The organism is Tolypothrix sp. VBCCA 56010 (genome assembly GCF_050875635.1).
Taxonomy (GTDB): domain Bacteria; phylum Cyanobacteriota; class Cyanobacteriia; order Cyanobacteriales; family Nostocaceae; genus Hassallia.
The window spans coordinates 1-26,296 of sequence record NZ_JBPAOH010000004.1 but is presented as its reverse complement, the minus strand read 5'-3'; the positions used below and the strand labels follow the sequence as shown (position 1 = coordinate 26,296).

Below are 26,296 nucleotides of genomic sequence, written 5' to 3'. Positions count from 1 at the left end.
AGCAATCATTTAATCGCAATCGGAGTTTGTTATGACATATACCCAAACCAACGATCCAACAATTCGCGAACATGTCCAAGCATGGCAAGCCTTAGACGTAGACGATCAGCTTGCTTTGTTCTGGTTCGTTTACAAAGAAATGGGTAGCTCAATCACCCCAGCAGCACCCGGAGCAAGCACCGTTTCTCCAGAAATTGCCGAAGGTTTGTTTAATCAAGTTAAAGAATTATCCCACGAAGAACAACTACAACTTCAGCGTGACTTGATTAATGGTGTAGATAAGCAATTAACTCGTGAATATGGCTCTTTGGGTGAAACTACCAAGTTGTTATTTTGGTATCGGTTAGCTCAAGGCATGGAAAACGCTACTATCATTCCTATGCCTGCTAGCTATAAGCTTTCTTCTGGACCCCAACAACTGTTGGATAAAATTAAGCAACTTGGTTTTGAGCAGCAAATCACTCTTTTCCGTGATTACGTTGCCCCATTCGGTGCTGAAGCCAAAGGTGGCGCAGAAGTTTAAAGCTTTGATATTTTTGATTGGTAGCCCTTAGCGCTACCTAACAAGTTTCAGACAAGGTTTAATTCCCCCCTAGTTTCGAGCGGCAACTTAAGCCGCTCGGACTTTTCCTTTGAGGCAACATACCTAATTCTGCGTTCCTCGTAAGTAGACCAAATTAAACGTCAAACCACAGATAATAAACACTCGATGTTTATCTATGATTTTCAGTTTCGTATTCGCATTTGACAACGGTCTTGCCCTTTAGTTGGTGTTCAATATTATCGGTGAGGTTTGACAAAAAGTTACCTCTCTCTTATGGCTGGATTATAAATAATAATCTCTAATTACGTTTCTACCTTTTAATAGGGAAATAACTAGGAATTAATTTTTAACCTGTATAGAAGCATAACTGAGAAGTTGCAAATATACGTTGTAGATTTGGTTAAAGTTTTTTTCCAAATACACAACCAAATTACAACAACCACAGATGCATCACTAACAAGCTCGGAGGGTCTATGACTTCTACAAATGTTAATCCATCACAACAAGCTGTATCAGCATTTCAGCGATTGAAGATAGACGATCGCCTAGCAGTACTGGGGTCACTTTTAACCTCTTTTGCTGATAAAATACCTGCAAATGTTACAAATTCCTTGCCAAGAGAAAAGGCTGCGGAGTTAGTAGCACAAGTTCAAAAACTGTCCTCAGAAGAACAGCTATTCGCTTTGCGTGACTTGCTACCAGCAGACAGACGCGACCAGGACGAAGTAATGCTCGATCCAAATCCCAGCAAAGCGATGGCTGAACTCGCTCATGGTGGAAATAAAATTTCTACTGGTGAATATGGTAACATGCAACCTGAAGGTAAATTAGCTTTCTGGTATCTAGTAGCAGAAAGATTAAGAACCGTATTCATGGTATCAAATCAATCTCAACCTTCTCAACAAGCAACAGAAGTGTTGAACTCTCTGAAGTCATTCAATACTGACGATTTAGTATCTTTCCTCAAGAAAGTGCTGTAGTCCGAAGTTTTAACTGAAGTGTAGGGTGGGTATTGCCCACCTCTACAAATAATAATATAATACGCTTTTGAAGACCATTTTTCAAAATTCTAGTTAACTAACTTGAGGTGTTTATGACTTCTACGAATATCGATTTTATCGAAATAGCTGTATCAAAATTTAAAAATTTAAATGCAGACGATCGCCTCGCTGTACTTGCATTACTTTTTAGTAAAGTTTCTGAAGAAGTTCCTGCTAGCGCTATCAGTTGTATGCCGAATGACGGTACAGCAGATTTGGTAGCAGAAATTCAAAAAGTATCCCACCCAGAACAAATAGTAGCTTTGCGTCAGTTGCAAAACCAAAGTGAAGGCGGAGAAACAGCAATTTCTACTGATAGTTATACTTCAATGGATGCTGAATGTAAATTGGCTTTTTGGTATCACTTAGCCCAAAATTTAGGCGGTTCAGTTGTTGGTCTACCACATGATTACATTCCTTCCGAACCAGCAGCAGAAGTATTAGATTTATTTGAAACGGCTAGTACCGAAGAAATAATGTCTTTTATGCAGCAAGTACTTTCATAAGCTTAAGTTCTCATATCCTCGTTCCCAGTCAGAGACTGGGAATGCACTCATAAAATAATTTAATTAAATACACAGTAAAAGATTATGGTGCAAACAAAAACTATTGAACGAGAAAATATTAAAAGAAAGCATTTGGTTTCCAGTCTGATAACTGGTTTAGTAATCGGTATCATCTTGGGTACACCTATCGGCTGGTTTGCTCATCGATTTTATTATCAGCAAAACTTAGCTCGGACTTTGATTTGTCGAGAACAAAATAGCAATAAACCAGCAGCAATTGTTGATGAAATTTGCGGTTCCAGATTTTAACGAAAGTGAATTATGGTATATTCTCCCGAACAGACGAAAAGCGCAGATGAAAACCTAAAAGCGCAAAGGCAAAATTTAGGGCTACGTCGGGTTAGTATACTGCTAGCTTTGATTGTCTTTATTAGTTTTTTCGCATATCAAATTGATATCGCTATTCCCGGAACACCAAGTATTAACAATACATATACACCGATTACCCAACCCACAGCACAAGAAATAAATTCTTATGATGTGTTGGGTAAAGTTGTCAGTAAAAATGAAGCTGCAAGTTTGCTGAAAACAGATGAAGGCAAACAGCAACTATCAGCAGATAATGGTGCTGTAATTATTACTGAAGATTTGATTAAACTTGGTCGCAAAGCTTTTTATACAGAAACCTTTGGAAATGAGGTTTTTTTTACTGATGTAACTGGTGTTTTGAATGGACCGTTGAATGTTGGGAATTTAGCTTATGCGATCGCCTCTCTTGGTGGCAAGCATACCACAAATCTGCAAGTGACGATGGATCGAGATATGCAAGTAGGCGATCGCACTTTCAAAAAAGGTGATATCCTCAACACCGGACTTGACGTACCCGCAAATTCTCTCTTTCCCTTAGGAATTGTTACTCATATCAATCAAGGTAAAATTCGCGTTGGTGTTACTTGTGCTGCGTGTCATGCGGCTGTTGATAACGTCACCGGACGCATTTTAGAAGGCGCACCAAATAACGACCTTGATACCGGTTTAATTCTCGCATTAGCGAGTAATTCAGCCGCTTGGTTTCGACAAACTGGTGTAAATCCGCAGACAATGCGCCGTGGTGAAACTACTTATATGAAAGCGGATGGCAGGCGATACCGTCTACCGGATATCAAAGCCTTAGAAAACGCCGTTGATGCAGAATTATTAACTTGGTCTCCCGGCAACTTTGACTCAACCGGCGACAATGTTAATAATCCCTCGCAAAATCCATCTTCCTATACTTTTGCCGCATATCCTTACGGCTGGAGTGGTAACGCGGCAATTGGCTGGTTTCACGGACTCACCACACTTAACAGCAACGTTCACGCCACAAACTCAGATTTGACAACCGGTGCTGATGCTAGTCAAAAGTTATTAGGTATTGACAAAGAAACCTACTTAGGCGTGATTTTGCAAAACTCCGCCAATCCAGCCTTCAGATTACCACAAAACGCCAAACCATCAGAATTCTTTGAGAAAATCGATCCGACTCCCGGCACACCGGCAATGAACGAAGTAATTAAAATGCCAGGATTTCCCAAAGGTTCACCATTCATGCTTGATGGATTGATGGCAAATTCACCTGGTTTGCCAGTTGCAGCACAACTTAACGGCATGTCAGCGTTTCAAAACTCCCTCGCACCACCGCCAAATCATTCTACCAACTCAGAAGCAGTCAAGCGAGGGGCAGCGATTTTCACAAAAGCCGGGTGCGTTGAGTGTCATAGCGGCAGGTATTTCACCAACAATCATGCGATCGCAGAATCAGAAATCAAATCTCAACCTTCACGCGCTAAAGCACAAGCAGCTTTCGTCGGCAACTTCACAGAACCGCAGACTTACCCCAGCAACGTCCGGGTTCCCTTGCCAGAAAATCCTTTAGTGCTGAATGTTCCCAATATCATATCCCAAGAAGACTTCAAACTAGCATTTGCCATTGGTAACGCCGGTGGTTACAAAGTGCCTAGCTTGATAGGATTAGCCGTCACCGCACCATATTTGCATGATGGTGGTGTTGCAGCAGGAAAAGAAGCACTGCAAGTAGATAAAAACGGCTATAAAATCGTTAATTCCGAGCAATTGGGACTTACAGGGACTTCCTTAAAAAACATTGCCCCAGATCCAAGTGCAAGTTTGCGCGTGCTTGTAGATCGTAACTTGCGTAGGCAAGTAGTTTTAGCCAATCATGCTAATTCCAACTTGCAAAAGTCCAACGCAGACGGTAGCGGACACAATTACTGGGTTGATAAACAGGCTGGTTTTGATATTCAAGACCAAACCGACTTGATAGAATTTCTTCTCTCACTAGACGACAATCCCGAAATTATTCCACCTCAAAGTCGCTAGACAAACAAAATACCCTTAAAAGTAGCCCACAGCCTAAAAACCTGTGGGTTTATTATATAGTACAGACGTTCCGGCGGAACGTCTCTACGACTGCGGAAAAAACTACTCCAGAATCTGATAGAAACCTAACAAAGCTGGGAATAATAAATCTGTCTTAAAAAACTAGGCTTAGTGCGTTTGTAGCGTCTGAGATTTGGAAATCTCCAAAACATCAGTAAAACAAATCACTTTTTTTAGTTAATATTACAGAGATTGAGGTATTCCCGATGAGTCAGATGAGTAGAGACGATGTGCGTGAAAGACTTGGAAACGTCGATCAAATCCGCGACATTATTTTTGGATCGCAAATCAGAGACTACGACAATCGATTTAGCAAGATGGAGTCAGACATACAGTTGTTTCAAAAAGAGATGCGTACCCATGTCGAGCAACTGAAATCTCACTTTACAGCAGAGTTAAAAGCGGCAGTTGAGTCACTAGATAAAAAGCACAAGTCACTTAGTCTTACCACCCAAGAAGAAGCTGCTGACTTGCGACAATTAATAGATCGCTTAAACAAAAAATTTTCCGGTAGCGTTCAATCTCTTGACGAAACGCTAGATAGTCAAACTACCTCAATTCGAGAAGAACTTTCTCAAACCAAAGACTTACTTCAAGATGATATCTCAGCTTTGCGAGATTTAATTTTAGAAGAACTAGAACGACGCTTTTCAGATTTGAGAGACAACAAAGTTTCTCGTGATGATATGGCTGAAACTTTGTTTGCTTTGGGAATGCGATTGAAGGGAACAGAATTTATTCCCAAGCTACAAGAAGCAGTGGAAGAAAAGAGCGAGTATCCCTCAATTCCACTATTAGAAACTACAAAACTGTCAAAAGTGTTAACTCACTCCAACGGTAATGTGGAAATACATTCCTAATTTCAACCTTCAATCAAGCTATAGCTTGATGCAAAATCTGTGTTATTCCAAATTGCTTACTCCCTTCCCGCTACAAGATTACCTATCTTCTTTCTCTTCTTCCTTTGTGTACTTCGTGTCTTTGCGGTTCGTTAAATAGGTATTTTCGAGCGGGAAGGGAGTAAATAACACACAGAAGGCAAAATTTACAAACATGACTCAGGTGGAATCGATGACTCAAGATGAAGCTGTACAGCTTGATAACTTTCTGAATTTGCTTGTTGAGCTTAATATCATCGATCCACATGAGTCAAGTTATTCTAAATTACTACCCGCAACTGTTGAATTAGAAGAATGCGAAGCCGAATCAGAATCTTCTGTTATTTATTTAGAAGCAACTCTTGAGCATCCTAATTCATTCGAGCAACCACATTTGGATAATGAATTGGAAAAAAATACTCCACTAATCGCAAATTTGGAGCCACATTTAAACGAAACGAATCAAAATAACTCCCAAGACACAATTGATGCTTGGCAAAAATTACAAGAGCTTTTAGTCGGGACAGAATTAACAGATTTAAACAATATTGCAGCGAGCATTCAGCAAAATTTAACTAAGCTAGAACATCAAATTTATGACCCCAAAGAGTTAATTAATCTGCTGCTTCCATCGATTTCTGAGCTTTTGAGGCTGAAAATTACCGAATCAAAAGAGGAAATAGCACAAATAATTGCCCCAATCGTCGATCAAGCTATTCGCAGTCGGAGTGAGGAGGATAAAAATAGTATGGGTTCAGCTTTAGCTTCGGCTGTTCCTATCGCTATTACCCAGCAGATTATGATTGCACCAGAGGAAGTTTCAGACGCATTTGCTCCGACAATGGGACGAGCGATAAAGAAGCAAATCGAAATTGAAGAAAATGTCGTTGTCGATGCACTTTACCCAATTATTGGTAGTACCATATCTAAATATATGGCGGAGACAATTCACGCCATTAATCAACAAGTTGAAGAAACTCTTAGCGTTGAAGGAATAAAACGTAAAATTCTTGCCAAATTACAGGGAGTTTCTGAAGCAGAATTAATCCTCAAAGAAGCGCTACCGTTTACTGTTCAAGCAATTTTTTTGATTCATAAAGAATCCGGTTTGGTTATCTCAGATATTCAACCTAAAGATGGACAAAGGTTAGAGTCAGACATGGTAGCAGGAATGCTGACAGCGATTCGTACCTTTGCCAATGATTGTATCACCCAATCTGGAAGCGTTTCCGAACTAGATGCAATTAACTACGGTACATCCAAGATTATTTTAGAAGTTGCTGGATATTGTTATTTGGCAATTGTTATACAGGGAGAAGCAACTCAAGAATTTATCTGGAAAATGCGAGAAAGTCTCACGAAACTAGTTACAAATTACGGAAAACTAATAGAACAATTTGACGGCGATTCAGATACAATTCCTAGCCAGATTCATACAACTTTGTCAACGCTAAAAGATGATTATCAGGGTAAAAATAAAAAAAAGAAACCATCGTCTCTACTTATATTAAGCTTATCAATTATCAGCGCCATTTTTATTCCTTGGGGCATTTGGCAATATCATAATCAAGTAATTCGCTCTATTGAAAATAAAACTTCCTTGGCTTTAGCTTCGACACCAGAATTAGCCGTCTACCGTTTAACAGTAAAAGAGAATCACGGTAAACTAAAGCTAACTGGAAGATTACCCAATCAAGTTTTGCGGGGTAAAGCCGAACAAATTACTAAAGCAACTGCTCCCAAATGGTCGATTGACAATCAAATTATCTCAGTAAAAGTACCACCCGATCCTGTATTAGCTGCTGCTGAAGTGAAACGAGTCACCGCAGTTTTAAATCAAATAGACGGTACAACAATTTCTGCTCAATACCTCGCTGGTAAAGTTTCTGTGGAGGGTACTGTCAACCAAATTGCAGATGCAAAAATCATTACTCAGGCATTTGAGCAAATCCCTGGTATCAATTTTGTATCTAGTGCAGTGCAAATAGAAAAAGTGCGGGTTGCAGTTCGATTTTATTTTGAGCTAAATTCAGCAACTGTAATACCTGCGGATTTAGAAAACAAGGTTAAGCAAGTCAAATTTTTCTTAGAACAACATCCGATGAAGCATTTGAAAATTATCGGTTATAGTTATTCAGTTACTAATACTATTCAAGCCCAACAATTAGCACTAGCACGAGCAAAAGCTGTACAACAAGCATTAATTAATCAAGGTGTTGAACCATCTCGTTTACAAGTTGTGGCAACCACAAATTTACCACCAGGAATTGATATGACTCAACCCTCTTGGCTAAATCGCTGTGTTGCTTTAGAACCGATAGACAAGTAACTTTAGATTTAAAATTGAAGATTTGATTTATAGTAGTTTTTATTCCTGTAAGATATATTCTATTTTGAGTTTGGTAAAAATATGTCCACAATAGCTAAAAAAATCTGTCTAATAGGTGATTTTGGTGTAGGCAAAACTAGCCTGATTCGCCGATTTGTAGAAGGACAGTTCAGCGATAAGTATCTTTCGACTGTCGGAGTCAAAATATCTCGTAAATTAATTGATTTTTCGGACAAAACCGCAGAAAATACGCAAAAATTACAACTGATTATCTGGGATATTGAAGGTAGTAATAAATTTAAGGCAATTGCTCCAAGTTATTTTCAGGGAGCTAAAGGAGCAGTGATAGTTGGTGATGCAACAGTACAAGAAACGCTCAATCATCTCTCTGAACATATTAAAAACTTTTTAGCTGTAAGTCCGAAAAGCTATATTATCATTGCCTTGAATAAATCAGATTTAATTGAAATCGAGTATCGAGAAAGTCTCCGACAACTATATCAATTTAGCGAACCAAAATATGTAATAGCCACCTATTTAACTTCTGCTAAAACTGGCGATAATGTTGATGAAATTTTTAAACTTTTGGCTCAAGCTTTAATGCAAGGAAATTGAAATAACTTAATGCTATCGCGAGGTGTTTATGAATTCATTGTTGACAAATCTGCTGTCTCTGCGTCGTATTGAATATTTGATTATTGACCAGAAATTAAAGATTTTAGAGATGTCTTTGGGAGTAAATCGTTTTGTTGATATTTACGAGGAAGTGCAGTTAGGTAAGGATATTCGGCTTGCTTTTCCGGAACTAGAGGGACTTGAAGATGTTTTTGAAGCGATTATACAAGGAAAGCAAAATAATTTTGAATTAAAAGGAATCAGGCGATCGCTACAGCATGACCATCCTTTATATATTAATATTTCTATTATGAATATACAAGAATATTCTGACAATAAGTTAATGATTATTGTCGAAGATGTCACAGAACGAATGGTTTTGGAACAATCTTTAACACAAGGTACTAATGAGGCAAACCTTTTATTACGTACCTTAAAAGCTTCTAAGCAATATATTGACCAAATTGTTACATCAATGGCAGATGCTTTGTTAGTAACAACACTATCAGGCAACATCAAAAAAATTAATCTTGCCGCACAAGCTTTGTTGGAATATTCCGAAGCTGAACTTATCGGTCAACCTATCTTCAATGTGATTAAATTAGTTAATGATTTTAATTTACAAATAGAGGAAGAATCAAATATTTGTAATGCCGTACTACCTACTCCTTTAATGAAAGAGGTAGAAACTGTTTGTCAAACCAAGAGTGGAAAAACAATTCCTGTTGCCTTTTCTTACTCAATAGTTCAGACAGAAGTTGAGCATTTCCAGGGTTATGTTTACATTATTCGAGACATGACCGAACGCAAGCAAGCAGAACTTGCTAAACAGAAATTCTTAGCCATGATTAGCCATGAAATTCGCACTCCCATTACATCAGTTACTGGGATGGCTAGTTTGTTACTAAATAGCGAATTAACGGCACAACAGCAAGAGTTTGTTAAAACTATTTACAGTAGTGGTGAAGCTTTACTTAAAATTATTAACGATATCCTTGATTTTTCTAAAATTGAATCAGGCAAACTAGAACTAGAGGAGCAACCTTTCAATCTGCGAAGTTGCATTAATGAGGCTGTTTCTTTACTTTGGTATAAAGCTCAAGAAAAAGGCTTAAAACTCATTTTTATAGATAATCCTGAGCTTCCTCAAATAATTGTCGGAGACATTACGAGAGTGCGGCAAATCCTGATTAATTTACTTAACAATGCGATTAAATTTACCGAAGCTGGGAGCGTAAAAATTTCAGTAATAACTCGTAAATTACTTGCTAAAAATACTTATGAAATTCAGTTTGCTGTCACAGATACAGGAATGGGAATACAGCGCGATCGCCTTGAGCGTTTGTTTCAAGCATTCAGTCAAGTTAATGCTTCAATCACCCGTCAGTACGGTGGTACCGGTTTAGGACTTGCGGTTTGCAAACAACTGTGTGAGTTAATGGGTGGCAGAATTTGGGTAGAAAGTGAGCAAAATTTAGGTAGTAAATTTTACTTTACGATTATTGCTACTGCTGTTGAAGAAAAAGTGGAAAATAACAAAAATGTAGCAACTGATGCCCTAATTAATACTTGCATGGCAGAGGAACATCCTTTGAGAATACTGTTAGTAGAAGACCACGTTATTAATCAAAGGATGATAAAGATGATGTTGCAAAGAATGGGCTATCAGCCAGATGTTGCAAACAATGGTAAGACAGCACTTTCCGCGCTGCGTCATCAACTTTATGACGTGGTATTAATGGATGTGCAAATGCCAGAGATGGATGGTTTAACAGCTACTGAAATTATATACCAGGAGTGGACACCGGATACCCGTCCTCGAATTATCGCACTTACAGCAAGTGCAATGTCGGGAGAACGCGATCGCTGTTTGGCATCTGGTATGGATGATTATCTTACCAAACCAATCCGCATTCAAGAACTGATGCAGGTACTAAAAAAATGTCAACCACTTATTTCTGAGAAAAAGATAATGAAAGAACTAGAGAACCAAGAAACAATCAACAATCCGATTCATCCTGCTGCTTTATATGAAATTTTACAAATAGCAAGTTTCAATTCATCTATTGATGGACTGGAATTTCTCTTTGAAACTATTGATTGTTATCTCGAAGATACCACTAGACTTTTGCAAGATATTCATCTTTATCTAGACCAAGCTAATTATAAAGCACTTCGGCGAGCTGCTCATACACTTTCTTCTACTAGCGCTACATTAGGTGCAGTTAATTTAGCAACGTTATGTACAAAATTAGAAATAATGATGGCAAATGAAGAATTCATAAAAGCAGCAGGGCAAATTTATCTGATTGAAGAAGAATATCAACAAGTTAAAATTGCTTTAGAGAACGAGCGGCAAAAATATCAAAATCCCAGATAATTGGCAGCATCCTAAATGTGCGCTCCTTAACGTAGTATAGCAGTTCCCATTCAGATGCGGTACAACATTATATCGTCGCGTGTAGGGGCACGGCAGTGCCGTGCCCCTACGGGTGTACCTCACGTAACCGAGAATTGCTATAACGGCTTCAGCCGTTAAAATCCTTGCTTTGAGCGGTAAACCGCTCACTACGAACTAAAGGAGTATTTCATCAAGTTTGTTGAAGGGGAATTTCAATCCAGAATTCTGTGCCTTTGCCTGGTTCTGAAATACACTTCATCACACCACCATGCTTTTCAACAACAATCTGGTAACTGATTGCTAGTCCTAATCCCGTACCCTTACCTACAGGCTTGGTTGTGAAAAATGGGTCAAAAATCCGCTTTTTTACATCTTCACTCATTCCTAAACCATTGTCGCTAATGCGAATTACTACATGACATTTCTCTGGCAAAAGTTGAGTAGAAATGCAAATCGTGTTACTTGGAATTGGTGAATTATTTTTATGTTCTATTTCCCCGAACTTGAGAGCGGAGATTTCTTCTACTTGCATTTCTCTTGATTCTCTATTCTTGTCTACTAAAGCATCAATGGCATTGCTGATAATATTCATGAAGACTTGATTCATCTGTCCGGCATAGCATTCTACTAGTGGCAATTCCTGATAATTTTTGATGACCTCAATCCCCGAAAAGTCAGCATTTGCTTTCAATCTATGTTGCAAAATTAATAAAGTACTATCTATGCCTTCATGCAAATTAACCGGCTTCATTTCCGAATGGTCTAGACGCGAAAAATTGCGTAAAGACAGCACTATTGAGCGGATGCGTTCTGCGCCTACTTGCATTGATGACATAATTTTCGGTAGGTCTTCTGCCAGAAATTCTAAATCCATCTCTTCGGCTTTAGAATCAATTTGTTTGTTAATTTGAGGATAGTGCAACTGATACAAACTTATCAGTTCGAGCAAGTCTGTAGTATATTCGGTGGCATGAGCAAGATTGCCAAAGATAAAGTTAACAGGGTTGTTAATTTCGTGTGCTACACCCGCTACTAATTGCCCTAAACTAGACATTTTTTCGGTTTGAATTAGTTGTGTCTGGGTGTGTTTCAGTTCATCTAATGTCTGCTCTAACTCTACAGCTTTAGCTCTGGCTTTAGCTTCGGCGCGACGGCTTTGTTCATAAAGTTGTGCTTGCCCAATGGCGATCGCTGCTTGATCTGCCAGTTGTTGCAATAGTTCTATTTCTGCATCCTGCCAATTTCTCGGAGTATTACACTGATGGGCAACGAGTAAACCCCAAAGTTGCGTACCCATCTTAATTGGTACAATTAAGTTTGCTTGCACTTGCATACACTGCAAAAATTCTTGATGGCAAGCACTCAAGGAAGCTGTTGAGACATTGTTAATTGCTCTTACTCTTCCCCGCAAGTAAAGATGGGCATACTCATCAGGAAAGCATTCTGATGGCATTTCTACATTCAAAACAGACTGCCAAATATCGTTGACATCTTCTACAATTATCGTACCGCTATTATTATCTAAAAGCTGATAAATCAGCACCCGGTCTGTAACTAGCAGCTTGCGGACTTCCCGGACGATGGTTTGCAGAATTGTCTTGAAGTCGAGTGTGGCACGGATTTGGTCTGTAATCTGCTTGAGTGCTTTGGCAAGTTGCAATGATTTTTGCAATTCAGCAGTTTGTTGTTGCACTTTTTGTTTCAAGTTAATATTCAGCGATTGCACTTGTTGGTAGGTTTGCTGCTGCTGAATTGCCATTGAAAACTGATGAGATAAAGCTTGCGCTAATTCGATTTCTTCATCTTTCCACTCAGGTGCTTGCCCTCTTTTTTGCTCTCGCCAAACATCAAAGGAAATCTGAGGTAGCAATTGTTGCTGGTTTTGGTCGCGGTGTCCTGCCCAAAGAATTTCTGTATCAAATTCATTGCGAAAAATACTTAAGACACCGATAAAGTTTTGCCGATAACGCAGGGGAATTACTAAGAGTCCGCGAATCTGAGTAGAGCGAAAGGCAGCAGATAAAACTCGCAAACCCGATACTTTGTAAATGTCGCTAATTGCCAATATTTCGCCGTTTTTGGATTTATTTAGCCAATTTTGCCAGACGGGATGCTGTTCGAGCAAGCTGTTTTCTAATTTGTTAAACAGTTGTGGCTGGTCGCCCCAAGTGTATAATTCTTCACTCTGCTCAATGTAAAGTCTGCCACCTGCCCCCTCAAAGGTAGTAATGACGGCTTCTAGCGCTGCCTGTACTTGGATGGTGGGTAGTGTATGCAACAAGGTGGTAACTTGATTCACCATCGCTTCTCGCTGTTGTTTGGCACGAGTCTGCGTGAGTAAGTTACTTTGGGCGATCGCGATCGCAACCTGATCGGCAACTTGCTGTAATACTTTCAACTCCCGCTTCAAAATTGTTCGCGGTGTACTGTGGTGCGATACCAACAAGCCCCACAGTTGCGGCTTTGCTAATTGTGTTAAGTCTTCATGTATGATTGGTAGTACCAGCGAAGACTGCACGCCCATTGCCATTAAGTATTGAATATGGCAGGGATCTACCCGTCGATAGTAGATATTCTCGCTTTCTAGGGATTTGCCAGTAGGAGATGATTGTAGCGGCGATAGCCCAATTTTCCCCCTCGCCACATCGACAATCGAACGTTGTCGCGCTAACAAAAACAATTCTCTTGCCTCTGCTGGAATATCACTTGCGGGAAAGTGTAAACCCAATAGCGAGGGCAAGCGCTGCTCGTGTATCGATTCGGCAATAACTTCACCGTTGCCATCAGCATCAAATCGATACATTTTTACTCGGTCTGTTCCTAAAAATGAACGAACTTCTTCAACCGCAGTTGCTAGTACCTCTTGCAGATCGAGCGATCGCCTAATCCGGTTTGTCATCCGGTGCAGTAAATTTTCTTGGTCAAAATTTTGCTGTAAATTAGTGGATTTATCCGTATATGACATTGCTTATATACACCCATTCAAAAATATTAAAATATTTTTAATTGTATTGTGTAAAATTTAAATGTAGTCCAGAATACGATTATTTTTTCTTATTCTTCTTAAAAAAAATATATTTGTATAAAGATTTACTGAACATACATTTTAAGAGAAGCAAAAAAGCCGTAAATATAACTAATCTTCTCAAATATTAACAGGGTAAAGTTACCATTCCCCTCTAACAATTAAGTTACTTATATTTTTGTGAAAAAGTATGATTTAGCTAATCGGAAATTACTGATAACGACATTAAATTGCGGATTTCTTCACGCACACTCATGAGGATTTTACCAAGACAGTTTTCACCAGTTTTATCTGCACCACAGCCCCAAAAATAATCGTTAGGCGAGTTTTCTACAAGTAAATTATCGCCTGTAGCCAGCAGAGTATCTCTAATTTCGGCATGAGTGAGAAACTTTTTGAGTACAGCTTCGCGCATAACTTGAGTTTTGACTGCATCCCAATCACAACGAAGTTGACGCGTGCTACACCGTCCCAAGGCAGCAGCTTGTTCTGGCGTTTCGGCGGCAGAAATTGAAGGTATGATCGCTGCATCCACGCTGCCGACAAACTTTTGCGCTTGATAATAATGCTCCACCGTTGACCAGTAAGTACCCCGGATTTCGATTCCGTGGGGAGAAAAGTTAGAAAAGCAGCCGTAAGGCTCCCAAACCTTGTAAAAGTAAATAGTCATTTCAAAATTGCTATGATTATGTATCAAGGGTACTAGGTACTGGGGACTGGGTACTGGGTACTGGGTAAGAAATCTGCCCACAAAACGTGCGTTGTTTGTACTCTTATTCTTCCAAATCCCTAGTCCCCATTCCCCAATCCCCAATCCCTTCTATCAATTTCCATCATGCCTGTAGATGCATTTCAGGTACTTAATTTAAATTAAAGAGCAGTACTTGCCTCTGGGCAGAGGAAATCTATCTAAAGACAGTTATATTGTGTAACCAAGTCTGTCTATAAGGTTTGATATTGTGGCTCATAGTGAGACAAGCAACCGACAATCACCTGTCATTACAGCCGGGATTGTCCTTGGTATCGGTCTGGGAGGATTTTTTGATGGCATCGTCCTACATCAGATTCTTCAGTGGCATCACATGCTCAGTAATGTTCGACCGCTGACAACAACCTCCAATATAGATTTAAACATGGTTTGGGACGGATTGTTTCACGCATTCGACTGGGTGATGACTGTCATTGGAATAGTATTGCTATGGCGTGCGGGAGGACGCGATGATGTTCGTTGGTCATCAAAAACCTTCTTCGCATCTTTGCTCATCGGTTCTGGGTTATTCGACGTTGTTGAAGGATTAATCGATCATCAAATTCTCGGTATTCATCATGTAAAACCAGGTCCAAATCAGTTAGCCTGGGATTTGGGATTTCTTGCCCTTGGTGCGCTTCTTGTTGCCATCGGCTCGATAATGATACAACAAAACAAGCAAGAGTTGAAAGTTAAAAGTTAAAAGTTAGGAGGCGCGGTAGAGACGTGGGAGTGTGGAACGTCTCTAGAACTTTGCGCCTCCTCGTACAGACGTGGGAGTGTGGAACGTCTCTACAACTTTGCGCCTCCTGACTAAATACGCGATCGCGAAGCGCTGCTGCCAAGGGCAGATCGCACAAATTTCTCTAATCTATCCATTCCTTTCTCAATTGTTGCCATATCGGTAGCGTAAGAAAGACGAATATTGTCATCAGCACCAAAAGCGATTCCGGGAATGACTGCGACTTGCTCTTTTTCTAGCAAAGCGTCACAAAATTCTAAAGATTTGACACCGAGTTTGCTGATGTCGGGAAACATGTAAAACGCACCATCTGGCTTTTCACAAGTTAAACCGGGAATAGCGTTAAGTCTATCAAACATTACTTGCCGCCGTTTGGCGAAAGCTTGACGCATTTCTTCTACACAGTCTTGTGAAGATTCTAAGGCAGCGATCGCCCCATATTGAGCAAAGGTACACACATTTGATGTACTATGACTTTGGATGGTGATTGTGGCTTTAATTATTTCTGTTGGTCCTGCAAGATAACCAATCCGCCATCCTGTCATTGAGTAAGCTTTCGCAAAGCCGTTACTGACAATAGTCCGGTCGAAAATCTCCTTTCCTAACGAACCGATGCACAAATGTTCTGCACCGTCGTAGAGTATTTTTTCATAAATCTCGTCGGAGACTACAAGTATATCTTTCTCAACTATTATCTCTGCTAAAGCTTTGATTTCTTCCGGGGTATATACCATCCCCGTGGGGTTGGATGGGGAATTGAGGACAAATAACTTTGTTTTCGGCGTAATTGTTTCTCGCAGTTTTTCCGGTGTAATTTTATAGCCCGTGGAAGCATCTGTATGTACAATCACGGGAACACCACCTCCCAGCGTCACCATTTCTGGATAACTTAGCCAATAGGGAGCGGGGATAATTACCTCATCACCAGGTTCGATCAGCGCGACAATTAAATTGTAGAGAGAATGCTTACCGCCGTTAGTGACGATGACATTTTCTGCTTTGTAATCAAGATGATTGTCAGTTTTTAACTTGTGAGCGATCGCTTCTCGTAACTTTGGTTCACCAGAGGCAGCACCATACTTGGTTTTGCCTTCATCTAAAGCTTTTACCGCTGCCGCTTTAATGTGAGCCGGTGTGTCAAAATCCGGTTCTCCAGCGCTAAAACTACAAACATCGATACCTTCAGCCTTCATTGCCTTAGCCTTGGCTGCGATCGCTAAGGTTAACGAAGGGGATACTTGACTTACTCTTGCTGCCAGCTTCATCTTACTTCTTTCGGCACATTCTCACCTATATAAGAATATCCCACAATCCCCCGCGAGATTTTTCTCTTAACAATTCCTTCTTTATGGGGAATGGGCATGGGGCATTGGGCATTGGGCATTGGGCAGGGGGCATCGTTAATACCCTACAGGCTAGAAGCCTGGGGCTATACGAACAAAGCCCACCTGCGTGGGCTGAAGAGATTTTAGGCTGCGAAGGCAGCCTTTGTACGTATAGCCGCACCCTTCTAGGGTGTCAGGTATACGAACAAAGCCCACCTGCGTGGGCTGAAGAGATTTTAGGCTGCGGAGGCAGCCTTTGTACGTATAGCCGCACCCTTCCAGGGTGTCGGCGTGTGCAAAAATACCTTGAGTGCATAAGCAAGAAAGCGTTAGAAATAAGTTAGGACTTACGCACGAATAATCGGATAACGAACCGCAGAGGACGCAGAGGACACAGAGAAATAAGAGTTTAGGAGAGTTTTTGCGTAAGTCCTATAAGTGTAATTGTAGGTTTTAATAATTACAGCGAACAGAGGGGAATCAGTTATGGGTAAACAAATAAAAAACCAACATTGGAATATCCAAGTTTTTACCCATCGAACCTTTGCTGTATTTATCAGTCTGCTGTTGCTGTCTGATGTGGGAATAGCTGCTGGACGCCACGAAGTGAAAGCGCAGCAGCAACCCCAATCACAACAAGAAACCAGCGCAGCAGCAAAACGAGTATTTGATGAGGGATTCAAACTATATCAGCAAGGGACAGCAGAATCTTTACGGCAGGCAATTGGGAAATGGGAAGAAGCGCTCAAACTGTATCGACAGATAAATGATAAGAAGTCGGAAGCTCTTACATTCCTCGGTATCGGGAAAGTTTACGACGATTTAGGAGAAAAACAGAAAGCGCTCACATCTTACGACCAAGCACTGCCGTTGTATCGTCAAGTGGAGGACAAAGGTGGTGAAGCTAGTACCCTCAATAATATTGGGCTAGTTTACTCTAATTTAGGAGAAAAACAGAAAGCACTTTCGTATTACAACCAAGCACTGCCGTTGTATCGTCAAGTGGGGGACAAAGGTGGTGAAGCTACTACCCTCAATAATATCGGACTAGTTTACTCAGATTTAGGAGAAAAACAGAAAGCACTTTCGTATTACGATCAAGTACTGCCGTTGATTCGTCAAGTGCCGGACAAAGCTGGTGAAGCTACTACCCTCAATAATATCGGGAGAGTTTTCTCAGCTTTAGGGGAAAAACAGAAAGCGCTCACATATTTCGACCAAGCACTGCCGTTGCGTCGTCAAGTCGGGGACAAAGGTGGTGAAGCTGTTACCCTCAATAATATCGGGGCAGTTTACGACGATTTAGGAGAAAAACAGAAGGCACTGTCATATTACGACCAAGCACTGCCGTTGCTTCGTCAAGTCGGGAACAAAGGTGTTGAAGCTACTACCGTCAATAATATCGGGGGAGTTTACAACGATTTAGGGGAAAAACAGAAAGCGCTTTCGTATTACGACCAAGCACTGCCGTTGCTTCGTCAAGTGGGGGACAAAGGTGTTGAAGCTAGTACCCTCACTAATATCGGGCTAGTTTACAACGATTTAGGAGAGAAACAGAAAGCCCTCACATATTACGACCAAGCACTGCCGTTGCGTCGTCAAGTGGGGGACAAAGGTGGTGAAGCTACTACCCTCTTCAATCTAGCTTACCTAGAGCGCAGCAAAAACAACTTACAACCAGCACTCACCCATATCGAAACAGCCATCAATATCATTGAAGATTTACGCACCAAAATCGATAGTCAAGATTTACGCACTTCCTATTTTGCATCAGTACAGGGTTATTACCAATTCAAAATTGACCTGTTGATGCAACTCCATAAAAAAGACCGATCCAAAAGATACGATGCTTTGGCTCTTGATACCAACGAGCGATCGCGTGCTAGGGTACTAATCGAACTGTTAACCGAAGCAAATGCCAAGATCCGCAAAGGTGCAAACCCCCAACTACTAGAACAGGAAACTAGCTTATTACAACGAATTGAAGCTACAGAGAAACTAGTAAAAAACTTAGAGTCACAAAGCCAGAAAGACCTTATCCTGAAAAATTCTATCGAACAACGCAAGAAAGAACGCGAAAATCTCCTCGACCAATACCGCGAACTGCAAACCAAAATTCGCACCACCAACCCAGAATATGCTGCACTCAAGTATCCAGAACCTTTAACACTGTCGCAAATTCAGCAACAACTCGATAAAGACACTGTGCTGTTGCAATATTCATTAGGAGAAGACCGCAGCTATCTTTGGGCAGTCACACCCGATTCTCTCGACTCCTACGAACTCCCCGGACAGAAACAAATCGAGGATGCTGCAAATAATTTCCGAGAAGTCATACTTGAAGGTGGTACACCTTACGGCAAAAGTAATCCCGATGCAATAAATAAGCCTGCTTCCCAACTCACCCAAATAATTCTCGCACCCGTCGCTAACAAATTAGGGAAAAAGCGATTAGTAATTGTTGCTGATGGAGTTTTGCAAAACATTCCCTTTGCAGCATTAGCAGACCCATCCGCTACATTAACTACAACATCGATTGCTTATCAGCCTCTTTTAGTTAACCACCAAATCGTCAATCTACCCTCCGTGACTGCGATCGCTACCCAGCGACAACAACTAAACAAACGCCAACCCGCACCCAAAACCCTTGCAGTCCTTGCCGACCCCGTATTTGCCGCTGACGATAAGCGAGTCACAGGCAAAGAACCTGCCATAGCACCCAACCTCAACCTTGACCGTTCGAGTTTGCAACGTGCGATGAAAAACCTCAAACGTAACGGATTAATGTCCCTACCAAATACACGCACAGAAGCCGAAGAAATCCTCAAACTTGTATCACCTTCCCAAAGCATACATGCCTATGATTTTGATGCCAATTACAACTTCGCAACCAACCCAGAACTCAAACAATATCGGTTCTTGCAATTCGCTACCCACGGTATTGTCGATACTACCAACCCTGAGTTATCGGGAATTGTCCTCTCGCAAATCGATAAACAAGGTAAACCAGTTGAAAAAGGTTATCTGCGTTTGGGTGACATCTTCAACTTAGATTTGGGTGCCGAGTTAGTCGTTTTGAGTGCCTGCGAAACCGGTTTGGGTAAAAATGTCAAAGGTGAAGGGTTGATGGGGTTGACAAGAGGATTGATGTATGCTGGTTCAAAGCGGGCTGTAGTGTCTTTGTGGCAGGTTGACGATGAAGGCACATCGCAATTGATGCCATTATTTTATAAAGCGATTTTGCAAGGAGAGTCTCCCACATCTGCTTTGCGGGATGCACAACTGCAACTGTGGCAGCAGAAGCAGTGGCAAAATCCTTACTATTGGGCAGCTTTCACTTTGCAAGGTGATTGGAGATAGAGGGGGAAGCTGTTCTTGAGAGGAGGAAAAAGAATTTGTAAGTAAGTAGGCACAAAAAACCGAAATATGTAAAGAAAAGTAAAATTATTCAAAACCCTCCCCCCCTCCCCTACTCCCCACTCCCTCTCCCCCCCTCTCCCCCTCCCCCCCTCCCCTACTCCCCACTCCCCACTCCCCACTCCCCAGTCTCTTTATAAGCCAAATAAACAGCTTCCAAAAAGACATCGGGGACAACGGCTTCTGGTAGCTTTTCTAAATCGATAATGTCTTGAACCTGCTGAGTCAACTCTAAAGCCAGATTCATTCTTGCTTTTGTTGACATGACACTCCGTCTGAGTAAATATTCGCGAATAACAGCAAAGTCATCGGGCAATAATGTTGATAAATCGGCAACTTGCAGCAAATGTTCATATATCGGCTTTGCCTGTTCGGAAATTGTCAAAGTCGTTGATGCAAGCGGTCTTTGGGCTTGAATGACAATTGTGCCGGCGGCTAAATCGCCTAGGCGCTTTTCGCTATTATTAAAGATGATAAATAAAGCCCCAACATAGAAAAACTCATCAATCGGTCTAAGCAAAGCGCGTAATGTTGCTTGTTGCAAACCAACAGGTCTACCATCATCTCGAACAACGCGAATTTTCGCAAAGCGTTTGCCGGGGGTTTGACCATGCCATAAAGTTTCAAAGAAGACAAAGTAACCTGCGTAAATAGCAAAGCCAGTGATGAAAGCGATCGCTATTAACCACAAACTCACCTGCTTGCCAAAAATCCGTGTCCACAAATCCGCCAACTGCACAGCAACAGTTACCCAGACAACAACAAACACCGTCATTATCGCAGCCAAAACGTGATAATCAATTAACAATGCCCAAGCGCGATTACCGATGCCGGCAAGAGTAAATTCTAGTTCTACACTTTCTGGTGTGCGGAATTTAATTTTGTTGAATAAGTGCATAGCAGTTTTTGTACTAATATTTAAATATCCCGGTCTCGTAACTTCAATCCCATACCTTCCCGACGACTCCGCAAGTCATAATAAACTACTGCTTTGATTGACTGCCAAAACGGTACAACCAACGCGGCACTTATTAGAGTAAGAATTAGGTTCAACAGTTGCGAAAGAAAAGCGTAACCCGAATTTTCTTCAGCTAAAGATGCTAAAATTGCCTGAAGAATAGTGCTAATAATAGTAAAGGGAATTTGTATCGGTATCGTAATTAAATAAGCTACAAATAAAATCGCGACAATTCGCCAAGCGTGTCCTTTTGTTAATTTCCAACTGCGACCAATTGTTGAGGTTCCATCAATATTGTCTTCAACAGCCAGCGGAAGTTCCACAACAAAAAAGCGAGCTTGTACCCACAGAAAAGCAACGAATAAAACTGGGATCAAAATGAATGTTAATAAAGAAACAGCCAGAATAATAGCAGGATTTAGACTTCCACCGGTGGCGATACTTCCAACAAAAAAAGCGGTAACAATCCCGATATAAATAGCAAACGGAAGCATTAAAGCCAGACCGATTCCAAACATTAACAAACCCATAATGAAAAACTGCCACATGCGCGAATTTACGATTCTGCGACCTCCTTCAACAGATTCCGGTTGATCCACCAATTCCCCGAAGGCTAACCGGGATATTAAAGCTAAAATTGCTCCACATTTTGCCCAACCATAAACTGGTATAAATATCCACAAATAAGCATTAAATGCCAGTTTAAGATAAGACTTGAGGTGAGAACGATATAGCCGGATTCCGGCACTGACGACATTACCGAGGCTAAGTGGTTGTATTGGGCTGGGAGAACTCTGATTAAAAGACATAATGTCAAATTCTCTTGTAAAGTAAGTTCTAGATTTGAGGCTATCTTAAGATAACTTCAGTTAAGTATTCCCAAAGTTTATGAATATTCAACGTTGGATTTCTCGACGAGAACCAAACTGGCAACGTTTAGATGCTTTATTAAGACAAGTAGAAAAAAAAGGAATCAAGTCACTGCAAGCAACGGAAATTAGAGAGTTAGCGAGTTTATACCGTTCAGTAGCAGCAGATTTAGCCCGCGCTCAAACTCAGAAAGTAGGCAATACTTTGACACAAAGTTTACAATTATTGACAACTCGCGCTTATACGCAGATTTATCAAGGTTCAAGACGACAAGAATGGCAAGCGGTGATGGAATTTTATAGTTGGGGATTACCAGCAGTGGTGCAGCAAACATTTTTATACATCGCTGCCGCTACTGCGACATTTCTGCTGGGGGCATTAATTGCTTGGTGGTATGCGTGGCAAGATCCGACTTTTATATCACTTCTCGTCCCGGAAAGCTTAATTACCCAGGTACGAGATGAGCATGAATTGTGGATGGGGTCAATAGTCGGAATTGAACCTTTAGCATCGAGCAATATTACGATTAATAATTTATCAGTATCGTTTGGAGCGATCGCAGGTGGCATGACAGGGGGAATTTACACCACATTTTTGTTATGGTTCAATGGTTTATTAATTGGTGCCCTTGCCACCTTAGTCAGTCAAAATAATCTTGCTTATCCCTTTTGGGCGTTTGTATTTCCGCACGGTTCCCTAGAATTACCCGCCATCTTTTTTGCTGGTGGTGCGGGTTTTTTACTCGCCAGGGCAATTTTATTTCCCGGAAAATACAACCGTCGTGACGCACTCAAATTTTACGGTTCTCTGGCGGTGCAGTTACTATTTGGCATTATCCCAATGTTGATAATTGCTGGTACTATCGAAGGATTTTTTTCTCCCAATCCTAGTGTATCAAGTACTTTTAAATATCTCCTGGGGATGAGTTTGTTTGTGGTTTTGCTAGTGTATTCTAATCGCAAGCGGGGCTAAGTATTTACATTTGAAAAATAGCCAGATTCACTTTCACCTCGTTTGACTATGCATAAAAAATTAGATTGGAAACTATAAATGTATTTAGCGAACAAAATTGACACGTTAGTGAAATAAAGGGAATTATGAAAAAGAAATTTTTTTCTAGCTTACTTGCTGCTGCTTTAGGAACTGGTTTATTATCAATCGCTGCACCTGCAAGCGCTTTTGAAATCAAAAGCCGAGATGAAGCTCCTGCTGATTTCAAAAATATTCTTCAAGACTTTAGAGCTTTTGTTGGCGAAGAACGTCGCTATTTGTCTCCTGACACCATTCAGGCAAAACAGGTTAATTTGTCTGACCTAACGTTGAAATTTGACTACGATCCCAAAGTATTCTTTATCGGCGAAACGGCTGACTTATATCGCGATCGCTTAGATTTCAAAGCTACTACCGGCTCTCAAGTCGAGACAGGTCAAATAATTTTCGGCGATACCTCTTGTAATACTGGTGATAGCAGTTTCCCTAATTTTAGCCAGTTTTGCCCAAACCCGAACGAGGCGCTACCAGGCAAAGTTGCACCCTATAAACCTTTGAATGTCGGTGACTGGGTGAATTTAGGCTCGTTTAAAGCTGGTACAAAATTGGATTTCCAGTTAGTTCCTAACGATATTAACGGCGGTATCTACGAAAATGGAGTTAAAGGTATCTTTGGTTTAGATCAAGATCTCAACCCAGATAATTTACAACACGTTATAGCTTACTACTACAAGGACTATGTGGTGTTAGGTTTCGAGGATTTATGGGGCGGTGGCGATCAAGATTATAACGATACAGTGTTTGCGATTGATATTGGTAAAGCGAATGTTCGTGCAGCAGTACCAGAACCTTCTGCGGCTGCGGCAATGTTTGCGATCGCCGCATTGGGCTTAATGAAAACTCGTCGCCGTCAAGCTGTTCGGTAAGATACATCGACCGAATTTAAATATACCTTATCCATAAACCTTTGTAGAGACGTAGCACTGCTACGTCTCTACATTCTTTTTTACGCCTGTGCCCAGTGAAGAAAGAGACAAGGGGACAAGGGGACAAGGGGACAAGGGGAAAGAGAAAAAGAAATTTTAATCTGTCCTGCTGTATGCAGGAACTTGTTGGCTACTTATGTTTGTAGAATATGTGTATTCAGAAAGAACTATTTTTCAGCATAATCGTCAAAATGATTGCTTTTTACTAATGCTTTCAAAACCAACTTCTATCCTGCAACCACAATAGAGCAGAAAGCTTTCTTTCTTTTAACTGACAAGGAGTTTGAAATCTGAGTTTTATGAAAAATTACTTAATTTATATTATTCGCATCTATCAAAAGTTAGAGATTTAAAGAAGAATATCCCCGACTTTTTGAAAAAGTTGGGGTTCTGAGGTCTTTCCATTCCCAGCTCCCCATTTTTATAAGAGACATGCGGTGTTTAAAATTTGTTGCTTTATTTTTGAGTCTATCTCTGGCAGCAACACCTTTGGTGGCAGTTGCCCAAAGTATCGAACAGTTATTTCAACAGGGTAATGCAGCCCAAGAAGCTGGAGACTACTGGGAGGCTGAAAATATCTGGCGCAGGATAATTAAAAAAGACCCTAACAATGCCACTGCTTACAAGAATTTGGGCAATGTGCTCTATTACAATAGTACATTAGGGCAAGCGTATCGCTACAGGGAGGAGTTTCTTATACTGCCGCCCCGCGGGCTTGCCAAGGCTTATGTTGTTGGTTTGGGTATTGCGCTGGATGACCAGAAAAAATCATTAGAGGTAGCGATCCCACCAGCATCCCACAGAATACCGTTTTACGCATCCGACAGAATACCGACTTACTTAGATAAAGTGATCGCAGTATACCGCAAAGCCATCCAACTCAACCCCAACGATGCTGATGCTTACGTTCCTCTGGGTAATGTGCTCTATTACCAGAATAAATTAGAGGAAGCGATCGCAGCATACCGCGAAGCCATCCAACTCAACCCCAACTATGCACTTGCTTACAACAATTTAGGCAATGCGCTCTATTACCAGAATAAATTAGAGGAAGCGTTCGCAGCATACCGCGAAGCCATCCAACTCAACCCCAACTATGCACTTGCTTACTACAATTTGGGTTTTGCGCTGAGAGGAGAGAATAAACTAGAGGAAGCGATCGCAGTATACCGCAAAGCCCTACAATTGCCGGAAGATAATTCTTTTACTCCTGCAAGCTTTCATACTTTAGCTCACAATAATTTAGGCTTAGTATTACAACAACAAGGCAAGTATGAAGAAGCAATCCAAGAATATCAGCAAGCAATCAAACTAGACCCCAAATATGCTACTGCCCAAAACAATTTCAAGGAAGCACGACGACTCTTAGCAATACGAAAAGGCCCTCTCCCACACAAAGTGGAAGGCGATCGCAAATGGGTACCACCCATTACCCAACAGCAATCATTAGTTGATGTATTCCGTTCTGTGGTAAGGGTTATTGCCCAAATCCCCACTGGTAATAGTGTTGGTGCTGGTTGGGTAGTCAAACGCGAGGGAAATAAAGCCTGGATAGTCACAAACCGTCATGTGGTGACATCTGAAACAAGCGGACAACAAAGCAAAAAAATCGAGTTGGAATTTTATAGCGAACCACCTCCTGGTAAATTTAAACCTCGTTACGCAGCCAAAATTGTTAATATCACCGATACCAACAACCCCTTAGATTTAGCCTTACTCGAAGTTACTGGCATCCCCGATGATATCAAAACCTTGCCAATTGCTTCTGGTCGAGTTCCCCTTACTACCCAGGTGCGGGTCATTGGTCATCCCAGCAATGGTGCTGACTGGACTGTTGTTTCCGGGCAAGTTAGCAATTTCCTCTCCCAAGACCGGAAGTTGCAAATACAAGCAACCCTCGCACAAGGTAATTCCGGTGGACCTGTAATCGACTCGCAAAACCAGGTTGTCGGTTTGATGGTGCAAATTAGCGACCCCAGTCAAAATTTTAAGGAACAAGCCAGTACAAATCAACCGCCAATTTCCGCGACCGGGGGATTTGGTTTTGCTTACAGCATGGATATTGTGGTAGAACAATTGCGTAGTTGGGGGATTTCGTTAAATCAATGAAATTAGCTTTTAGCTTTGTAGGGTGTGGCTTGGCTAAATGCGTGCATTATCCGTGCTTGCCCGAATTCAATAAACGACTGCCCGAATTCAATAAACGACTGCCCGAATTCGATAAACGACTGCCCGAATTCGATAAACGACTGCCCGAATTCGATAAACGACTGCCCGAATTTGATAAACGACTGCCCGAATTCGATAAACGACTGCCCGAATTCGATAAACGACTGCCCGAATTCGATAAACGACTGCCCGAATTCAATAAACGACAGGTTCTTGGTGTTGGATTACCCAAATATGAGGATAAATGGGAGATTTGGTTAGATATTAAGTTACAGTTACTTACCCTCAACCTACAAATTTTTTTTGCAACATTT

The 26,296-nt window shown here is 41.0% G+C and carries 20 protein-coding genes; 15 read left to right on the top strand and 5 right to left on the bottom strand.

Features of this window, described 5'->3' with window-relative positions; translation table 11 throughout:
• The first annotated feature begins 31 nt into the window (after window positions 1-31).
• The 9 genes from AABK37_RS02120 to AABK37_RS02080 all read left to right on the top strand — a co-directional run bounded on the left by AABK37_RS02120 (window position 32) and on the right by AABK37_RS02080 (window position 10,731).
• A complete protein-coding gene (locus AABK37_RS02120; protein ID WP_432549960.1) occupies window positions 32-523 on the top strand; it encodes an orange carotenoid protein N-terminal domain-containing protein in 492 nt (163 codons plus the stop codon).
• A 494-nt stretch (window positions 524-1,017) separates the two neighbouring features.
• Entirely contained in the window at window positions 1,018-1,524 is a 507-nt protein-coding gene (locus AABK37_RS02115) for an orange carotenoid protein N-terminal domain-containing protein (protein WP_432549959.1), read from the top strand.
• A gap of 113 nt (window positions 1,525-1,637) precedes the next feature.
• Entirely contained in the window at window positions 1,638-2,090 is a 453-nt protein-coding gene (locus AABK37_RS02110; protein ID WP_432549958.1) for an orange carotenoid protein N-terminal domain-containing protein, read from the top strand.
• Window positions 2,091-2,174: 84 nt separating this feature from the next.
• Window positions 2,175-2,399 carry a hypothetical protein gene (locus tag AABK37_RS02105; protein ID WP_432549957.1) on the top strand — a complete coding sequence of 75 codons (225 nt, stop codon included), beginning with the start codon at window positions 2,175-2,177 and terminating at the stop codon, window positions 2,397-2,399.
• 12 nt (window positions 2,400-2,411) lie between these two features.
• Window positions 2,412-4,469, top strand: a complete 2,058-nt coding sequence (locus tag AABK37_RS02100) for a hypothetical protein (RefSeq protein WP_432549956.1) — start codon at window positions 2,412-2,414, stop codon at window positions 4,467-4,469.
• Between the two features lie 275 nt (window positions 4,470-4,744).
• Window positions 4,745-5,389: a hypothetical protein gene (locus tag AABK37_RS02095; protein ID WP_432549955.1), complete on the top strand. Its 645-nt coding sequence runs from the start codon at window positions 4,745-4,747 to the stop codon at window positions 5,387-5,389.
• Window positions 5,390-5,582: 193 nt separating this feature from the next.
• On the top strand, window positions 5,583-7,736 hold the full coding sequence (locus AABK37_RS02090) for an OmpA family protein (protein WP_432549954.1): 2,154 nt from the start codon (window positions 5,583-5,585) through the stop codon (window positions 7,734-7,736).
• 81 nt (window positions 7,737-7,817) lie between these two features.
• Complete coding sequence (locus tag AABK37_RS02085) at window positions 7,818-8,351, top strand: Rab family GTPase (protein WP_432549953.1); 534 nt, start codon at window positions 7,818-7,820, stop codon at window positions 8,349-8,351.
• A gap of 28 nt (window positions 8,352-8,379) precedes the next feature.
• Window positions 8,380-10,731 (top strand): ATP-binding protein, encoded by a 2,352-nt coding sequence (locus AABK37_RS02080; protein ID WP_432549952.1) that lies wholly within the window; start codon window positions 8,380-8,382, stop codon window positions 10,729-10,731.
• 211 nt (window positions 10,732-10,942) lie between these two features.
• Here the strand turns inward: AABK37_RS02080 and AABK37_RS02075 are convergent, their stop codons facing one another.
• Window positions 10,943-13,717 carry a GAF domain-containing sensor histidine kinase gene (locus tag AABK37_RS02075; protein ID WP_432549951.1) on the bottom strand — a complete coding sequence of 925 codons (2,775 nt, stop codon included), beginning with the start codon at window positions 13,715-13,717 and terminating at the stop codon, window positions 10,943-10,945.
• A 259-nt stretch (window positions 13,718-13,976) separates the two neighbouring features.
• Window positions 13,977-14,447, bottom strand: coding sequence for an NADAR family protein (locus AABK37_RS02070; RefSeq protein ID WP_432549950.1), 471 nt, complete (start codon window positions 14,445-14,447; stop codon window positions 13,977-13,979).
• Window positions 14,448-14,733: 286 nt separating this feature from the next.
• Between AABK37_RS02070 and AABK37_RS02065 the strand changes: the two genes are divergently transcribed.
• A complete protein-coding gene (locus tag AABK37_RS02065; RefSeq protein ID WP_432550066.1) occupies window positions 14,734-15,228 on the top strand; it encodes a DUF2243 domain-containing protein in 495 nt (164 codons plus the stop codon).
• A 110-nt stretch (window positions 15,229-15,338) separates the two neighbouring features.
• Here AABK37_RS02065 and AABK37_RS02060 read toward each other — a convergent pair whose 3' ends face one another.
• Window positions 15,339-16,532: a pyridoxal phosphate-dependent aminotransferase gene (locus AABK37_RS02060; protein ID WP_432549949.1), complete on the bottom strand. Its 1,194-nt coding sequence runs from the start codon at window positions 16,530-16,532 to the stop codon at window positions 15,339-15,341.
• Between the two features lie 546 nt (window positions 16,533-17,078).
• On the opposite strand from AABK37_RS02060, the gene AABK37_RS02055 reads away from it, so the two are divergent.
• The gene (locus AABK37_RS02055) at window positions 17,079-19,952 is read left to right on the top strand and encodes a tetratricopeptide repeat protein (RefSeq protein ID WP_432549948.1); all 2,874 of its coding nucleotides are present in this window, start codon (window positions 17,079-17,081) and stop codon (window positions 19,950-19,952) included.
• Between the two features lie 154 nt (window positions 19,953-20,106).
• Here the strand turns inward: AABK37_RS02055 and AABK37_RS02050 are convergent, their stop codons facing one another.
• On the bottom strand, window positions 20,107-20,907 hold the full coding sequence (locus tag AABK37_RS02050; RefSeq protein ID WP_432549947.1) for an RDD family protein: 801 nt from the start codon (window positions 20,905-20,907) through the stop codon (window positions 20,107-20,109).
• Between the two features lie 20 nt (window positions 20,908-20,927).
• Window positions 20,928-21,776 (bottom strand): DUF975 domain-containing protein, encoded by an 849-nt coding sequence (locus AABK37_RS02045; protein ID WP_432549946.1) that lies wholly within the window; start codon window positions 21,774-21,776, stop codon window positions 20,928-20,930.
• A 79-nt stretch (window positions 21,777-21,855) separates the two neighbouring features.
• Here AABK37_RS02045 and AABK37_RS02040 point away from each other — a divergent pair, with 79 nt between their 5' ends.
• The 4 genes from AABK37_RS02040 to AABK37_RS02025 all read left to right on the top strand — a co-directional run.
• Window positions 21,856-22,809, top strand: coding sequence for a stage II sporulation protein M (locus AABK37_RS02040; protein WP_432549945.1), 954 nt, complete (start codon window positions 21,856-21,858; stop codon window positions 22,807-22,809).
• 125 nt (window positions 22,810-22,934) lie between these two features.
• The gene (locus tag AABK37_RS02035) at window positions 22,935-23,753 is read left to right on the top strand and encodes a DUF4114 domain-containing protein (protein WP_432549944.1); all 819 of its coding nucleotides are present in this window, start codon (window positions 22,935-22,937) and stop codon (window positions 23,751-23,753) included.
• Between the two features lie 522 nt (window positions 23,754-24,275).
• Window positions 24,276-25,922: a tetratricopeptide repeat protein gene (locus AABK37_RS02030; RefSeq protein WP_432549943.1), complete on the top strand. Its 1,647-nt coding sequence runs from the start codon at window positions 24,276-24,278 to the stop codon at window positions 25,920-25,922.
• On the top strand, window positions 25,919-26,296 hold a 378-nt coding region (locus AABK37_RS02025), incomplete at its 3' end, for a hypothetical protein (protein ID WP_432549942.1). The genes AABK37_RS02030 and AABK37_RS02025, both read left to right, overlap by 4 nt.

Coding starts and splice junctions, on each gene's coding strand:
- AABK37_RS02040 (WP_432549945.1), top strand. CDS start 21,856: ATGAATATTCAACGTTGGATTTCTCGACGAGAACCAAACTGGCAACGT.
- AABK37_RS02080 (WP_432549952.1), top strand. CDS start 8,380: ATGAATTCATTGTTGACAAATCTGCTGTCTCTGCGTCGTATTGAATAT.
- AABK37_RS02070 (WP_432549950.1), bottom strand. CDS start 14,447: ATGACTATTTACTTTTACAAGGTTTGGGAGCCTTACGGCTGCTTTTCT.
- AABK37_RS02120 (WP_432549960.1), top strand. CDS start 32: ATGACATATACCCAAACCAACGATCCAACAATTCGCGAACATGTCCAA.
- AABK37_RS02060 (WP_432549949.1), bottom strand. CDS start 16,532: ATGAAGCTGGCAGCAAGAGTAAGTCAAGTATCCCCTTCGTTAACCTTA.
- AABK37_RS02055 (WP_432549948.1), top strand. CDS start 17,079: ATGGGTAAACAAATAAAAAACCAACATTGGAATATCCAAGTTTTTACC.
- AABK37_RS02095 (WP_432549955.1), top strand. CDS start 4,745: ATGAGTAGAGACGATGTGCGTGAAAGACTTGGAAACGTCGATCAAATC.
- AABK37_RS02100 (WP_432549956.1), top strand. CDS start 2,412: ATGGTATATTCTCCCGAACAGACGAAAAGCGCAGATGAAAACCTAAAA.
- AABK37_RS02110 (WP_432549958.1), top strand. CDS start 1,638: ATGACTTCTACGAATATCGATTTTATCGAAATAGCTGTATCAAAATTT.
- AABK37_RS02075 (WP_432549951.1), bottom strand. CDS start 13,717: ATGTCATATACGGATAAATCCACTAATTTACAGCAAAATTTTGACCAA.
- AABK37_RS02050 (WP_432549947.1), bottom strand. CDS start 20,907: ATGCACTTATTCAACAAAATTAAATTCCGCACACCAGAAAGTGTAGAA.
- AABK37_RS02085 (WP_432549953.1), top strand. CDS start 7,818: ATGTCCACAATAGCTAAAAAAATCTGTCTAATAGGTGATTTTGGTGTA.
- AABK37_RS02035 (WP_432549944.1), top strand. CDS start 22,935: ATGAAAAAGAAATTTTTTTCTAGCTTACTTGCTGCTGCTTTAGGAACT.
- AABK37_RS02105 (WP_432549957.1), top strand. CDS start 2,175: ATGGTGCAAACAAAAACTATTGAACGAGAAAATATTAAAAGAAAGCAT.
- AABK37_RS02090 (WP_432549954.1), top strand. CDS start 5,583: ATGACTCAGGTGGAATCGATGACTCAAGATGAAGCTGTACAGCTTGAT.
- AABK37_RS02045 (WP_432549946.1), bottom strand. CDS start 21,776: ATGTCTTTTAATCAGAGTTCTCCCAGCCCAATACAACCACTTAGCCTC.
- AABK37_RS02115 (WP_432549959.1), top strand. CDS start 1,018: ATGACTTCTACAAATGTTAATCCATCACAACAAGCTGTATCAGCATTT.